Consider the following 13,973-nt stretch of genomic DNA (forward strand, 5'->3'; position numbering starts at 1 on the left):
AAGGTCTTGTTTATATCCAAACAAGCTCAGGTGTAGATAAAAACGGATATAAAAAAACGCAGCCTAAGCTGCGTTTTATGTCATAAGTTTAGCGTTATACGCCGCGATACTTAAGTGATAAGCCGCGGATAAAGTTACGCAGTATTTGATCGCCACACTCTTTAAAATTCTTGTGGTCTGGATTGCGGAACAGGGCGCTTAGCTCTGATTTTGACATTTGCACTTCGGCTAAAGCCAAAGCTGCTACTATGTCTTCTTCACGCATTTCGAGGGCAACTCTCAGCTTTTTAAAGATGAGGTTGTTGTTTAAACGTGAAACGGGCGCTGGAATTTCTGCACCTTCACGTAAACCGCGCTTCTCTATGATAAGACCATCTAAAAACTGACATAAGGTCGTGTCGTTACAAGCTTTATAACCTTCTTCCTCTTCTTTACGTAGAAGATCAATCATCTCTTCGACAGGCACTTCTCTTCCAGCTTTAGCAAAAATTTTAATCATTTTTGCATTGCTAAAATCAAACACGAAGCGCAAACGGCGCAAAATATCATTATTAATCATGGTCATCTCTTGGCGCGGCTGCGCTATCTGGTTTAAGAGCCCGCATTATATACCCAAACCACCTTAATTGCAGAATTCAGCGGGAATTTAATGGTAGTTAGTTAAGGCCATTTATTGCTCCGGCATAAACATTCTGGGCAATTAACCTTTAATGATGTTGTACCAATAGATAAACAGTGCCGCGAAAATCAGTAGATAAATCAGGCCAAACCAAGAGAGGAGTTTCATCTTAGTGCCGTATCTATCGGCCTCGGGGAGCTGTTTGCTGGTCATTAAGCGGTAATTTAACCAAGCAAAAATGACTGTGGTCATAAAGGCCAAGATCATCACAAACTCGAGTAACGGTAAGAGTGCACCTTTAAAGAAGAGGATCAGCAATAAGCCAAAGGCACTGATGGCGAGCATAATCCCAGTGAGGCGTTTGTCTGAACTGGTCTTTGAGGTGAGTAACTGCCAGCCCATATCTAAGGTACGGCTATAGCCATCGATCACTGTTACTGTTGTGCTGAAAATACACAGAAATGCCACAATACCAATAAGATAACGACTCTCGCCGCCCATCACTTGGCTGTAAAGATTAATCAATTGATTAGCAAACTGTGCGCCGGAATCTGAAAAGTGTTCGCCACTGCCGTGCATCACTAAAGCGCCCAAGGACAAAAACACGATCGCGAGGATCGCAGTGATGATGTAGCCTAAGTTAAAGTCGAGCAGTGCCTGCGCTTTCGTGACCGTCTGGCTTTTTTGTTTTTCGAGCAACCAGAGAGAATTCCAAGCGCTGACTTCAATCGGTGCTGGCATCCAACCCATCATGGCGACCAAAAATCCCACATGGGCCCATTGCCAAGGTGAAGGAGATACAAAATTGCTCGCTAATGGTTGAGCGTGATCCCAAGCTAAGGCCACGGCAATTAAGGTGGTTAAGGTTAGGGCGAACATGATGATCTTAGTGAGTCTATCAAGGAGTTGATAATGGCCTAAAATCAGTAAAGCCAAAGAACTCAGCAATACCAGCAGGGCTAACCAATCGATGGGCAGCGGAATAAATTGGGTCAACATAGCGGCGGTTAACATGCATACCCCTGCTGTACTGGCAATGGCGGCGATCACATTGAGCCCAGTAAACAGCAGTAAGTAACCTCGGCCCTGTTTTTGGTAGCCGTGCAGTAGACTCTCCCCTGTGGCAGCTGTGTAGCGTGCGCCAGCTGCAAAGAAGGGATACTTAAGTAAATTCACCCCAAGAATAACCCAAGCCAGTTGCCAACCAAATTCGGCGCCCGCCCGAGTCGAGGCGACTAAATGGGATGCGCCAATCGCCGCTGCGGCCATAAGAACACCTGGGCCCATGGCTTTAATGCCGAGAGTTAGGTGTGTCATCCAAGAGGATGAAGGAGAAGTTACTGAAGATTCTGTCATGTCGTTATTAAAAATGCCTGTTGAAAATTAATCTGGGGAATCGAATAAGCCCTCATGCTAAGGCTGCGCTCATGTTAAAGCCGCGCTAACGCTAAGTGAGTGGCTCAACATTAAAGGTAAAGTGATTGAACTAAAAGTCGTTTTATTCAATTTATCTGTTTAATTTTTGGCTGAGTAAAGTTTCAATGCGTTTTAAGCTTGCAGCCATTTCGACTACGATTTGTAACAGCGTATTATCTGGCTGTGCCGATGGGCTTATTGGGTGCAAGGGTTGGGTAAGCCGTTCTTTTTGTTCTAATACGCGGGCTCTAAATCGAGGCGCATCGATTATGCCGACTAAGCTTATCAATGCGCCTGCGCCCGATTGCCCTGCGGTTTCTACCGTGAGTTTATGCAGACCAAATAGGCGCATAATTGGGCCTTGGATCAATGCCATATCGGTAATTTTTTCCAAAGGCACTGTGTTTTCAGTACGAGTTAATATGCCCCTCCTGACAATAAGTTTATTGCTGGTGAGCTCGGCACTCATGTTGTTAATATAGCGGCGAGTCCCCCATAGCCCGATTGGAAACCAAAGTAATAACAAGGGAATACCTATTATGCTCAGGCTGAAATAGGCGGCCCCTGAAATCAACCAATACCAACCTAAATGGGGTTCAAACTCTGCTTGATAAATAATCTTGTCTTCCATATTTCTTCCTTTAATTCTGATATTCAAATACTGCGACTTGTCTTGTAGGTTGAATTTTTAGTGCCTAGACGTTCTTTGATTCTCGTATGAGGAAAATACACCGCCTCAAATGTAACAAAAGTTTAACTTTTATTTCTCTGCCATTGACTTTGGTTTGTAACTCATTACCTTATATGTTGTTAATTTAGGGTTTTATTGTTGTTAAAATAATTTTAATGAGATAAATAAAACAAGGGAAATGTATGAACAGACCTCAGATTCTACCCAGTGCTTGTGCAATCGCAATTGCTATGGCATATGCGCCAACAGTGGCCCATGCTGCCGATAAAGGTGCAGAAAAAGTTGAACGTATTGAAGTAACGGGTTCCCGTATTAAACGTACCGATATTGAAGGCCCTTCCCCTATTCAATCGATCAGTAAAGACGATATTGCCAATATGGGATTTGATAACCTGCAGCAATTACTTGAACGCATGCCTGCCAATGGTGCTGGCGCGTTTTCTACCCGAGGAAACAGCCAAGATTCAACCGCCAACGGCGGCGCATCTATCAGTCTACGTGGTTTAGGCCCAGACGCGACCTTAGTGTTAATTAACGGTCGTCGTGTTGCGGCGAGTGCTTTTGCCGAAGGTATCACTAATTCCTTTGTTGATATCAATAATATTCCGGTATCAGCTATTGAACGTATCGACATACTGAAGGACGGTGCATCGGCTATTTATGGTTCTGATGCGATCGCGGGTGTGGTTAACATTGTTCTGAAAAAAGATATTGAAGGCATTGAGGTCAATCTTGGCTACGGTGATGCTTCAGGCACTGGCTACGATGAAACTACAGCGAATATGGTGTGGGGGATGAAGTCCGATAAGGGTAGCGCATCGGTTATCCTCGACTATTTCAAAAATGATACTTTAGCTGCGACTGATTTAGGACGTTTTGGTGTTTCAAATCAATCACCTTATGGTGGTGAAGATTTTCGTTCTTCCCGTGGCTTTCCTGGGTATTTCTATGTTGATGGTGTTAAAACTATCGACCCTGCTTGTCCTGCTGATAGTGCAACCGCGAGTGGAAGTTGTTTATTTGAGTACGGCTCATACAATTTTGTTGCGCCGGCTGCGGAGCGCGTAGGGGCTATTGGCCAATTTGACTATCATTTTAATGATGATTTAACAGCATTTTTAGAGTTAGCGGCGCAGCACAATACCTCAATCGCAGGGGGAGCACCGACACCACTTGACGAGGATGCTGGTTTAACTGTACCTGGATCTCACCCGAATAATCCTTGGGGGAAAGATATTGAAATTGGTCGCTTCCGTACGGTTGATGCGGGCGCACGACGTTGGGATATTGAATCCGATAGTTTACGTTTAGTTGCTGGTTTACGCGGTGTAGTAAAAGAGTGGGATTGGGAAGCTTCTGTTCAAAAAGGTCGCAGTGAGTCGACTCAAACGGGTGATCGCAGCCAAGGCTGGGTAAGAACAGATTATTTGCAACGTGAAATTGATGCGGGTCGTTACAATCCTTTCGGCGGCACGATGAACTCACAAGAGGTCATTGACGCTATTACCACCAGTTTAGTACGCCAAGGTTTGTCAAACATGACATCTTATGCGGCTAACATATCTGGTCAAGCATTTACCTTGGCCGGTCGTGACATCATGATGGCAGCGGGAGCTGAATATCGCGAAGAAGATGTCAGTGATGTGCCCGATGAGCAATTCCAACGTGGATTGATTTTTGGTACTGAAGCTGTCTCTGCGGCGGCATCCCGTGAGCAATATGCCGCTTATATGGAATTATCTATTCCAGTCACGGATAACTTCGAGTTGCAACTCGCTGGTCGATATGATCATTACAGCGATTTTGGTTCAACGACTAACCCTAAAGTCGCCTTTCAATGGGGAGTGACCGACGAGTTAACAGCGCGCGCGTCTTGGTCTACGGGCTTCCGTGCACCCTCGTTAGCGCAGATAGGTCTTGGTCCATCTCGCGAAAGTAGTTTCTTTGTCGATACTTACCGTTGCGCTGCCGATAATGTTGATTGTGAAGCCTTAGATTACAACACTGAATTTGAAGGTAACTCTGAGCTGGATGCTGAAGAATCCGAAACTTGGAACGTCGGTATGATCTGGGCGCCGAGTCAGACGTTTGATGTGGGTTTTGATATCTTTAGCATCACGCAAGACAACAAAATTGATAAACAGCCATTAGGCGATATCTATACTGCAAATTGTAACGATCAAAATAGCACAGTGTGCGAGCGCTTAGCGCCACAGCTAGGTCAAACTTTAGGTCCGATCAGTATTATCCATTCAAGCTTTATCAACTTAAGCTCTCAAGATGTACAAGGGATGGATGTCTCTAGTCATTATGGTTTTGAGTTAGATAGCTATGGGGATTTGAAGTTTGGCTTAGAGTACAGCTACTTACATAATTTTGAGAAAGATGGTCTGGATTACACGGGTGAGTATAAGTTTCCTCAACATCGCTGGTTACTCACCACTAACTGGACTATGGATAATTTTGCCGCCAATATTAATTTGAGTTACATCGGTGAATTTGAAGATACTCCAGATATCAATTTCGATGGTGTACTTGATTTTGAAAGTAATAAGTCTCGTATGATCGACTCTCAATTATTGGTCGACATGTCTGGTACTTATCGCTTCAATGAAATGTTCAAGCTGACACTAGGCGTGAACAACGTATTTGATGAAGAGCCACCATTTGCTATCGGTGACGGTGATACGGATCTCTACGGCTATGTTATTTCCGTACATAATCCTATGGGCCGCTACATTTACACTAAATTCACGATGAACTTCTAACTACCGCTTAGTGTCATTTCATTCGGAATGGCGCGTCATTTATGATGGGTGGCGTGATCTCTAATAAAAAAGGCCAATAATGATATTGGCCTTTATTTTTATAGGGTTAAACTTGTGACGGTTGAGTTTATAACTGAGTCGCTGCCCACTTTGCGCGACTTTCGCGGCTTTCACTCATTTTGGTTGGTTCACGGAAGGCTTTGTAGGCCTCCACGTCGAGAGCCACTAGGCTGACGTCGACTTCTAGGACCAGTTTGCACTCTTTCTTAATGCGCCAAGCGGCCGTGTTGTACAGCTCAGTAAAAGGCAATGAACTTAAGAATTCGGGGTTGTATTGTGTGTAAACCGCTTGAGTGGGGTAGACCACGAAGGCTAAGTGACGTTTAGGTTCTTTCTTAAATAGTTCTTCGATACCATCGCAGGTGTTGAGCACTTGCATCTCAATGATGTCATCAATATCAAGCAGTTTCTTTTGCGCCAGCTCAGGTGCCAGTTGTTCACCGCTTTCCCAGGCGAGTACATCGGCTTCGCTATGGTTAGTCAGAGCACCAACTTGAGCCGCGCTTAAGCTGAGTGACTGGCGTAAGTAGCTCATTTCGATGGCATTCAAGCCAATGTTCTTAGACATAATCGTGTTCTCAATGCAATAAAAGTAAAATTAGTATTTGATCTTTAACCAGATTTCTTCAACCCATTCCCAAAACGACTCCCAATAGATATCGGTAAAGTCGCCGTTTTTCCAGAAATGTACTTGACCATCTTGGTCGATACAGTAAAAAGCATCACCTTGCTGACAAATGGCAATCATGTCCCTTGGCATACCGATGGACCATGCATAGCAAGTCACTTCGGGTAGGTAGGTGTGCGAGTAGGGATCTGATGCTGTTACTGGCTCTATCGTGCCGTAAATCACATCACTGGCATACAGCAGGTATTCTTTTAGCTCCCTTGGCAATGAAATCAGGATTTGCTCTTCGACTTCGACGAGCTGCTCAAATGTGGGTAATTCGAGTGGTACAGGAACAGTTTCGCTGCGTTCTTGGAGTTGCTCAATAATGTCGTGCATGGCATTTCCTGCTGATAGGGCTATGGCGCGGGATTATATACTCAAATGGCACTTTGATGCGAGAGAGTGCTTTTTTCAGCTTATTTTTAATATGGTTTTTCAGGCGCTGTAAAATATAAAAAAGGCGCTGGTACCTTTACAGATAACCAGCGCAAGAGTGGAAGCTTTTTAGTTAAGCGACTGAGGCTCTTAATAAACTGGCTTCATCAACCCGTTTATAGTTAAGCCATGCCTTATGGTACAACTTATGTGATTCTTGGCGTAATTGGGCAATCTGCGCGAGTTCAAACTCACTTAGTGAACGTTGTTGTTTACGAGCATTGGCCTCAATCCTCTGTACTTTTTCATATACCTTGTGTTCAGGACCATTTTTAATATCGGCGATATCCTGTAGGTGTAATTGCACTTCAGCAATCATGCCTGATTGGGGTAAGCGTACCAGTAGATTGAGATCGCGATAGCCGGAGGCTTTAGGTTCGGCAAAGCGGTTTTTTTGTTTCACAACTTGGGTGTGCTCATTCAAAGTTTGGTAGGCCTGCATCAGATCTTGAATGCTGTCGGTCACAATACTTGCCCTTGCAAGGTCGGTAATTTGGCTGGCATCACCGTTAAATTTTGTGGCCACTTTATCGGCTGCTCTTTGGTAACTCTTTACTGGCGGAACAATCACTTGTGCCTGTGAATAATGGGCAATTTTGGTGAGTAATTGGGCGAGCTCAGCTTGTGCATCATAGGCTTGGTGATGGAGCACGGATAAGTCATTCGAGGATTGATGAGGCGCATCGAAGGTCTGACTGCTGAGTGCATATAGACCTTGTAGGTCATGGCTTGATGCCTGTCTTGCACTGTAATTACCACGTTCTGCTTTACTGTCACTGATGTCGAGAGGATTTGCTACACCAGCGCGGCTCGATAATAAGAGTAGAAAAATAAAAAAAGTACGAAATAACTTAGTCATGCGGCCTACTTCCTTATGGGTGAGTTATTCAGGTCACGCATCCACCATAGGCTTCTATTGCTTAATTAAAGCTGAACCAACCATGAAGACTTGTTCATCTTGCGCATGGGGCTCAGTAGTTTAAGGAAATAAAAATGGCGCCACCTGTAACAGTGAGCGCCATTGTTGGCCAGCTTATGCCGCTGAACAGTGATTTAAATTTGGCTTACCAAATTTTTACGCGTTTCTCTGGTGCGATATACATGGCATCGCCAGGTTTTACATCATACGTAGTGTAGAACTCAGGCATGTTAGAAAGTGCACCCAGTGCGCGGAATTCCGCAGGTGAGTGTGGATCGGTCGCTACGCGGTTACGCATGGCTTCTTCTTTGGCTTTTGCGCGCCAAATTTGCGTGAAGCCGATGAAGAAACGTTGATCGCCCGTTAAGCCATCGATAACGGGTGCATCTTTACCGTTAAGCGATTTCTTATAAGCACGATAAGCGATAGTCACACCTGACAAGTCACCAATGTTTTCGCCTAAGGTTAAGCTGCCGTTGACATGCAGATCATCAAACACTGCGTAACCATCGTACTGTGCGATTAGCGCTTTGCCGCGAGCAGAGAACTCTTTCAAGTCTTGCTCTGTCCACCAATCACGCATGTTGCCTTCGCCATCGAATTTAGCGCCTTGGTCGTCAAAACCATGGCCCATTTCGTGGCCGATTACCGCACCAATACCACCGTAGTTGACTGCATCGTCAGCTGCCAAATTGAAGAATGGTGGTTGCAGAATAGCTGCAGGGAACACGATTTCATTCATGGTTGGGTTGTAGTAAGCGTTAACCGTTTGTGGCGTCATGTGCCATTCGTCTTTATCGATTGGCGCGCCCAGTTTGGCTAGTGATTTAGCATGTTCAACTTCGCTGGCACGCATAGCGTTACCGACTAAGTCGTCTGCCTTGATGGTCAGCTTACTGTAATCTTCCCATTTGTTCGGGTAACCGATTTTCGGGTTGAATTTTGCTAATTTATCCGCAGCAGCCACTTTAGTGCTGTCGCTCATCCAAGTTAATTCTTTGATGCTGTCGCCGTAAGCACCACGCAGGTTTTCAACCAGTGCTTGCATACGGTCTTTGGCTTCTGGAGTGAAGTGACGTTTGACATACACTTTACCCACAACTTCACCAAGAACGCCATTGACGGCTGCAACGCCACGCTTCCAACGAGGTTCTTGTTCTTCTTGGCCATTCAAGGTTTTAGAGAAGAAAGCGAAGTTTTCATTGTCTAACGCTTCACTCAGATTGCTCGCCGCGTGCGTCAGCACTTGCCATTGCATATAGGTTTTCCAAGTGGCTAACTCAGTTGTTTTTAAAACTTCGTTTAACCCTTGGATATAGCTAGGTTGGTTAACGATGATATCGGTTTGCTTGTCAGCGCCAAGAGTGGCTAAGTAGCCAGCCCAATCGATATCCGGTGCCAGTGTTGGTAGATCTTTGACTTGATATAGATTGTAGGTCTTAGTGCTGTCGCGGTTTTCAACCACATCCCAGTGCTTGGCAGCAATGGCCGTTTCTAAGGCTAAAATAGCTTCAGCACTGGCTTTAGGGTTAGCAAGACCCGCAAGGGTAAACATTTTTTCGATATGGGCGACATATGCCTTACGGATATTAACGAAGCGTTCTGATTCGTTAAAGTAGTAGTCTTTCTCTGGCAGGCTTAGGCCATATTGATAGAGATGCGTTGCGTAACGGCTAGAGTTTTTCGCATCGATATCGATATAAAATGCTATTGGGGTACCCGCGCCAGCGATTTGGCTGTGGGCGAAGTACTTCACTAATTCATTCTTATCTTTTAAGGCATTAATAGCATCAAATTCGCCTTGGATTGGTGTGACTCCCAGTTTATTGAGTGTCTCAGTATCCATAAATGAACGATATAAATCGGCCACTTTTTGCTCATCTGTACCAACGGCGAGGTTGGGTGTTGCAGCCACTTCTTCGATAATGGCTTTTACGTCGTCACGTGATTTTTCACGTAAATCGTAGAAAGCGCCAATGCTAGTGCGATCGGCTGGGATCTCAGTGTTTTTTAGCCAAGTGCCGTTAACGTATTTATAGAAATCGTCTTGTGGACGAATCGCTTTATCAAAATTAGCAAATTCAATTCCAGAACCTAGTGCTTGAGTCACTGCCGCTGCGGTGGCTGTTTTAGCAGTTTCAGGGGCTTTAACTTCGGCAGCCTTGTCATTACAGGCAGTCAGGCCTGCGATAAGTGAGGCACACAGTCCCCCAATGAGTACTTTTCTCATGTTGTTTCCTTCGAGTTTATTATTGTGCCCATTATTGGGGCTGTTATTTTGGCAAAATGGGATTGCTTCAGGCGCAATGAACTATGTTAATGCCTTACTAGGAATCGAAACAAGGTCATTACACTGTTTATCGTGGATTTATCTTGAGTGATATGTAACTAAAGGTTACCAGTTAGCATATTTAAGTCAGTAGCTGCAAAGTTACCGTATGCAGGCCTTTTCAGGTAAGTGAGCACTTCGATTTATCATTTTAAAATAGGGTTAATTCAGTTGCCTAATTAGTTTTGCAGGGTTACCTGCAACCACTGTTTTGGCTGCGACATTTTTAGTCACTACGGCGCCAGCACCGATGACGGCATCATCACCAATATTGATTCCTGGCATTATGATTGCGCCGCCGCCAATCCATACCCGTTTACCGATGTGAATCGCTTTAGCGGTTTCCAAACCTGAGCAACGTAGCTCGGCATCAAGTGGGTGACTTGAGGTATAAAACTGTACATTGGGGCCGACCATAGTCTGTTCATCAATAAAAATGGGGGCATTATCCTGCAAGGTGACATTGACATTGATGAACACTCTGTCAGCAAGAGTGAGATTGATGCCATAACTGATAAAAATCGGCGTGGAGATAGTTGCGACTGGCGATTTAAGGGGCAGAAGTTGTTGGCAGAGTTGGGTGTACTCAGTGCTATTTTGAGCAATCGTTTGATTTAATTGTCGATTCAGTCGCTGCTGTTGTGTTCTTAAACTTAAGAGTTCGCTGTCAAGACAATCATATTCTTGGCCTGTGATCATCTTTTGGAATTCAGTCATAGCATCTTTCCCTATGGTGATTACTGTCAATGCGTAAGGGCTAATATAGAAACACAGGTCGCGTTGAGCAGCAATTCTTTGCCCTTTGAACTGGTCGGCTTCATAATACGGCAGTTTTCTTTATTGAAGTTGAGTATTAACGTGCGTTTAGACAAATTTATCTGTGAGAGTACCTCACTGACTCGCTCATTAGCGAAAAAAGCCCTGCATCGCGGTGATATTACTTGTGATGGCTTAGTCGTTAAAGACTCGGGTTTTAAAGTGACTGAAGGTATGTGTGTTTGCCTTGAAGGCGAGCCGATTGTCTTAGTGGGCGAGCATTATTTAATGCTTAACAAACCGGTAGACACTATTTGCTCGACGATAGATGAAACCTACCCTTCGGTATTGAGCTTAGTGGATGTGCCTAAGCCAGAAACTCTGCACATTGCTGGTCGTTTAGATGCCGATACTACAGGGCTAGTGTTGATTACCAGTGATGGTCAATGGTCGCATAAGATCACCTCACCGAAGAAAGAATGTGGCAAACGCTATTTAGTGCAACTCGCTGAGCCTGTGGATGCTCGTTTGATTGCGGTATTTGCCGCTGGCGTTGAATTGCGCGGTGAAGATGGTCTAACTAAGCCGGCGTTACTGGAGATTATTGATCCACAATTAGTGCGATTAACCATCACCGAAGGTAAGTATCATCAAGTGAAGCGTATGTTTGCCGCTGTGGGCAATCATGTGCAAGGGTTGCATCGTGAAAGTGTAGGGCAAATTGAATTAGACCCCACCTTAGCGCTGGGTGAATGGCGATATTTGACGGCTGAAGAGATAGCTTCAGTCTAACGAGTTTGATATAAAAAATGCCGCCCGAGTTTTGCTTTGGCGGCATTTTTATTTGTGCTAAATAGCTTTTATTACTGTTTCTTTAAAATCAGATTACCGCTGATGGTATTCATCTTCACGTTGGCTGCACCAGAGCCTGTTTGGAATGATAACTCTGTGCTTGGTACATATTTTTGTTTTTGCGGTACATCTTGGGTTAAACCGTTGTTGATTTTTCCACCAGGACCACCATCTAAGTTGAAGCTGGCATCGGGAACATCATTAAAGATCACGGTAATATCGCCACTCACACTTTCAAAATTCGCTTTGTTGAAGTTTTTAGCGAGTGACACTTGTGAATCTCCGCTGACGGTTCTGAGCTCGATTTCTTTGGTGACACTAAAGTTAGCATTCACTTCACCTGAGACTTGTTCAATCGTGACTTTTTCTGCTTGAGTGTGGCTTTTTAAGTCACCGCTAACGAGGCGATAATTCATTTCTCCTTTACTGTCAGTGTCCTGAATCGTGCCGGATACGGTTTCTAATTTGATTTTTCCATCAAGTGCTTTGGTCGTGATATCACCAGAGACTGTATGTAACTCAGGTTTACCACTTAAGTTGTTGGCGTTGATATTGCCGCTTACCGTATTCAAATCTAGTTCACCTTGAGTTTCGGCAACTTGCAGATTGGCAGAGATGGTATCTGCACTGAGTTTAACCGTTTTTGGGACTTTAATGGTGAGCTGTGATCCTTTGTCATTATTGCCATTATAGTGGCGAGGCATCTTGTCTTCGATATTGAGACTATTTCCCTGTTGCTCAAACACAAAGCCTTCGCTCAATTCATCTAATGTGCCAGTGACACTCACTTCACTCTTATCCCATGTTTGAATGGTCACATCACCGCGTTGGACTTTGATCTGCAGTTGAGTGTCGCTGCTGACACTTAACTGTTTATCAACGCTTTGTGCTGCTAACACATTGCCCATTAAGCCTAAACAGAGTGTCGAAACCAATAGGCTAGCTTTAGTGAGATTGCGGTTGCTCATAGGGTGTTTCCTTGTGTCGAGTTTCTAATGGGTAATTTTTGGCCCTGTTGTAATAGGTCGAGCTCACGCTGCTGCACCCAAAGCCAGAGTTGCCAAAGTTGTTTATCGGTTGGATTCGCTTGTAAAGCTTGGTAAATCTGTGTTGCCGCGAGCCTTAGCTCAGTTAAACCTTGCTCAACGGGTGCGCTGAAACTGCTCGTTTGCCACATTAGCGCATTTGGCGCCTGTTCTAGGTTGTCCACTTGCGCTTGGTGTGATGTTGCAATTTGGGTGAGTAATAAATGTAAGGCCGCATCCTCTGGTTGCTCTGGCATAGCTTGGTTCTGGGCAAGCTCTGTCTGCTGCATTATGAATGAGTTGAAATAGGGCAATTGGGTATATCCCAATGCCGCTAGAATAATAAACGAAGCCGCTATCGCCCAAGCGTGACTCTTCTGGGATTTGTACGTTTGGGCTATCAGCGTTTTATCCATGCGTTTTTCAATGCCTTGCCACAGATCATGTGTAGGCGACATCTCTTTGGGCGCGCTATTGATCAATTGCTCAAGCTGTTGTTCACGGGAAAGCGGCGTTAACGTCATTACAGCATCTCCTGTAGTAGTTGCTTAGCTCTATGGTATTGGGTCTTGCTGGTGCCGACGGCAATGCCAAGTAAGTCAGCGATTTCATCATGTTGATAACCTTCGATTGCACAGAGTACGAAAACCATGCGAGCGCGTTCTGGCAGTTTGAAAATTAACTTATCTAATCCGCTATAGCTGCTATCAGAGCTTAAGGGCTCAGTTTCATGTTCCAGCGGAATAAATCGTGACCAAAAGGACTTTTGTTTACGAATGCTGCTCAATGCTTGATTGACACAAATACTGTGTAACCAAGTGGAAAACTGACTCTCACCTCGAAATTGTGGCAACTTCTGCCACACTAAAATAAAACACTCTTGGGTAATTTCTTCGGCCATAGCGCTATGGCCGCAAAGGCGCAGTGATAGGGCGTAAATACGTTGGTAATGGCTTTGATACAGCAACTTGAAGGCAGTTTTGTCTCCTTGGCTCGCTAAGGTGACCAGTTCAAAGTCAGACATTGAGCCATTGAGTGGGAGGATCCCTGCTGTCACTGTAATTTCCTGCCATAATGATTGAGTGTTGTAGTTTTGACGCAGTGGGCGCTACAAAAGGTTTGGAACCTTAAAAAATATATTTTATTTAGATCAATTATCCAGCGTAACATTTTTGTAATTTGTAGTAGAATTCGCCCGAAAAAGTACTGCTAAGCTAATGAAGTAATTCATTTTATATCAATTGATATTATGACACTTACATCTGCTTTGAGACGGTATATTTAACGTAATTAAAACGAAATACTTTGTAGTAACGGTAGGGTATCACCTTGAAGAACTAAGTTAAAAATAATGCGGTACTCACAGTATGGGAGCTTAAATCGACAAGCTATCAAAGTATTTGATGTGAACTTTTATGTATTGCTATGTTTGC

At 44.3% G+C, this 13,973-nt stretch carries 13 protein-coding genes; 2 read left to right on the plus strand and 11 right to left on the minus strand.

What is annotated here, in order from left to right; translation table 11 throughout:
* Positions 1 to 94: 94 nt before the first annotated feature.
* The 3 genes from L5L77_RS11070 to L5L77_RS11080 form a co-directional block, all read right to left on the minus strand.
* On the minus strand, positions 95 to 559 hold the full coding sequence (locus L5L77_RS11070; protein WP_168824742.1) for a DUF1456 family protein: 465 nt from the start codon (positions 557 to 559) through the stop codon (positions 95 to 97).
* A gap of 141 nt (positions 560 to 700) precedes the next feature.
* Complete coding sequence (locus L5L77_RS11075; protein WP_105250162.1) at positions 701 to 1,975, minus strand: Nramp family divalent metal transporter; 1,275 nt, start codon at positions 1,973 to 1,975, stop codon at positions 701 to 703.
* A 151-nt stretch (positions 1,976 to 2,126) separates the two neighbouring features.
* Positions 2,127 to 2,666 (minus strand): PH domain-containing protein, encoded by a 540-nt coding sequence (locus tag L5L77_RS11080; protein ID WP_263222715.1) that lies wholly within the window; start codon positions 2,664 to 2,666, stop codon positions 2,127 to 2,129.
* Positions 2,667 to 2,908: 242 nt separating this feature from the next.
* On the opposite strand from L5L77_RS11080, the gene L5L77_RS11085 reads away from it, so the two are divergent.
* Positions 2,909 to 5,494 carry a TonB-dependent receptor gene (locus L5L77_RS11085; protein ID WP_113939055.1) on the plus strand — a complete coding sequence of 862 codons (2,586 nt, stop codon included), beginning with the start codon at positions 2,909 to 2,911 and terminating at the stop codon, positions 5,492 to 5,494.
* A 127-nt stretch (positions 5,495 to 5,621) separates the two neighbouring features.
* Here the strand turns inward: L5L77_RS11085 and L5L77_RS11090 are convergent, their stop codons facing one another.
* From L5L77_RS11090 to L5L77_RS11110, 5 genes are all read right to left on the minus strand, one after another.
* The gene (locus L5L77_RS11090) at positions 5,622 to 6,122 is read right to left on the minus strand and encodes a DUF4447 family protein (protein ID WP_198571879.1); all 501 of its coding nucleotides are present in this window, start codon (positions 6,120 to 6,122) and stop codon (positions 5,622 to 5,624) included.
* 30 nt (positions 6,123 to 6,152) lie between these two features.
* Positions 6,153 to 6,560 (minus strand): SMI1/KNR4 family protein, encoded by a 408-nt coding sequence (locus L5L77_RS11095; RefSeq protein ID WP_113939053.1) that lies wholly within the window; start codon positions 6,558 to 6,560, stop codon positions 6,153 to 6,155.
* 172 nt (positions 6,561 to 6,732) lie between these two features.
* Positions 6,733 to 7,518, minus strand: coding sequence for a RelA/SpoT domain-containing protein (locus tag L5L77_RS11100; RefSeq protein ID WP_131523742.1), 786 nt, complete (start codon positions 7,516 to 7,518; stop codon positions 6,733 to 6,735).
* 205 nt (positions 7,519 to 7,723) lie between these two features.
* A complete protein-coding gene (locus L5L77_RS11105) occupies positions 7,724 to 9,808 on the minus strand; it encodes a M13 family metallopeptidase (protein ID WP_263146526.1) in 2,085 nt (694 codons plus the stop codon).
* Between the two features lie 261 nt (positions 9,809 to 10,069).
* Entirely contained in the window at positions 10,070 to 10,624 is a 555-nt protein-coding gene (locus L5L77_RS11110) for a sugar O-acetyltransferase (RefSeq protein WP_198571876.1), read from the minus strand.
* Positions 10,625 to 10,702: 78 nt separating this feature from the next.
* On the opposite strand from L5L77_RS11110, the gene rsuA reads away from it, so the two are divergent.
* Positions 10,703 to 11,455 (plus strand): 16S rRNA pseudouridine(516) synthase RsuA, encoded by a 753-nt coding sequence (gene rsuA, locus L5L77_RS11115; RefSeq protein WP_263222717.1) that lies wholly within the window; start codon positions 10,703 to 10,705, stop codon positions 11,453 to 11,455.
* A 71-nt stretch (positions 11,456 to 11,526) separates the two neighbouring features.
* On the opposite strand, the gene L5L77_RS11120 is transcribed toward rsuA, so the two are convergent.
* Genes L5L77_RS11120 through L5L77_RS11130 form a run of 3 tightly spaced genes read right to left on the minus strand, consistent with a single transcriptional unit; the run spans position 11,527 to position 13,597 of the window.
* On the minus strand, positions 11,527 to 12,483 hold the full coding sequence (locus L5L77_RS11120; protein WP_263222719.1) for a DUF4097 family beta strand repeat-containing protein: 957 nt from the start codon (positions 12,481 to 12,483) through the stop codon (positions 11,527 to 11,529).
* The gene (locus L5L77_RS11125; protein ID WP_263222721.1) at positions 12,480 to 13,064 is read right to left on the minus strand and encodes an anti-sigma factor; all 585 of its coding nucleotides are present in this window, start codon (positions 13,062 to 13,064) and stop codon (positions 12,480 to 12,482) included. Before L5L77_RS11125 ends, L5L77_RS11120 begins: the two co-directional genes overlap by 4 nt.
* The gene (locus L5L77_RS11130) at positions 13,064 to 13,597 is read right to left on the minus strand and encodes an RNA polymerase sigma factor (RefSeq protein WP_105250152.1); all 534 of its coding nucleotides are present in this window, start codon (positions 13,595 to 13,597) and stop codon (positions 13,064 to 13,066) included. Before L5L77_RS11130 ends, L5L77_RS11125 begins: the two co-directional genes overlap by 1 nt.
* Between the last annotated feature and the right edge of the window lie 376 nt (positions 13,598 to 13,973).

It is taken from the genome of Shewanella sp. SM29 (genome assembly GCF_025654245.1).
GTDB lineage: Bacteria > Pseudomonadota > Gammaproteobacteria > Enterobacterales > Shewanellaceae > Shewanella > Shewanella oncorhynchi.

Bases quoted from the DNA above. Each gene is read 5' to 3' on its own strand.
- L5L77_RS11120 (WP_263222719.1), bottom strand. From the start codon at position 12,483: ATGAGCAACCGCAATCTCACTAAAGCTAGCCTATTGGTTTCGACACTC.
- L5L77_RS11125 (WP_263222721.1), bottom strand. From the start codon at position 13,064: ATGACGTTAACGCCGCTTTCCCGTGAACAACAGCTTGAGCAATTGATC.
- L5L77_RS11090 (WP_198571879.1), bottom strand. From the start codon at position 6,122: ATGTCTAAGAACATTGGCTTGAATGCCATCGAAATGAGCTACTTACGC.
- L5L77_RS11095 (WP_113939053.1), bottom strand. From the start codon at position 6,560: ATGCACGACATTATTGAGCAACTCCAAGAACGCAGCGAAACTGTTCCT.
- L5L77_RS11085 (WP_113939055.1), top strand. From the start codon at position 2,909: ATGAACAGACCTCAGATTCTACCCAGTGCTTGTGCAATCGCAATTGCT.
- L5L77_RS11105 (WP_263146526.1), bottom strand. From the start codon at position 9,808: ATGAGAAAAGTACTCATTGGGGGACTGTGTGCCTCACTTATCGCAGGC.
- L5L77_RS11110 (WP_198571876.1), bottom strand. From the start codon at position 10,624: ATGACTGAATTCCAAAAGATGATCACAGGCCAAGAATATGATTGTCTT.
- L5L77_RS11100 (WP_131523742.1), bottom strand. From the start codon at position 7,518: ATGACTAAGTTATTTCGTACTTTTTTTATTTTTCTACTCTTATTATCG.
- L5L77_RS11070 (WP_168824742.1), bottom strand. From the start codon at position 559: ATGATTAATAATGATATTTTGCGCCGTTTGCGCTTCGTGTTTGATTTT.
- L5L77_RS11080 (WP_263222715.1), bottom strand. From the start codon at position 2,666: ATGGAAGACAAGATTATTTATCAAGCAGAGTTTGAACCCCATTTAGGT.
- L5L77_RS11075 (WP_105250162.1), bottom strand. From the start codon at position 1,975: ATGACAGAATCTTCAGTAACTTCTCCTTCATCCTCTTGGATGACACAC.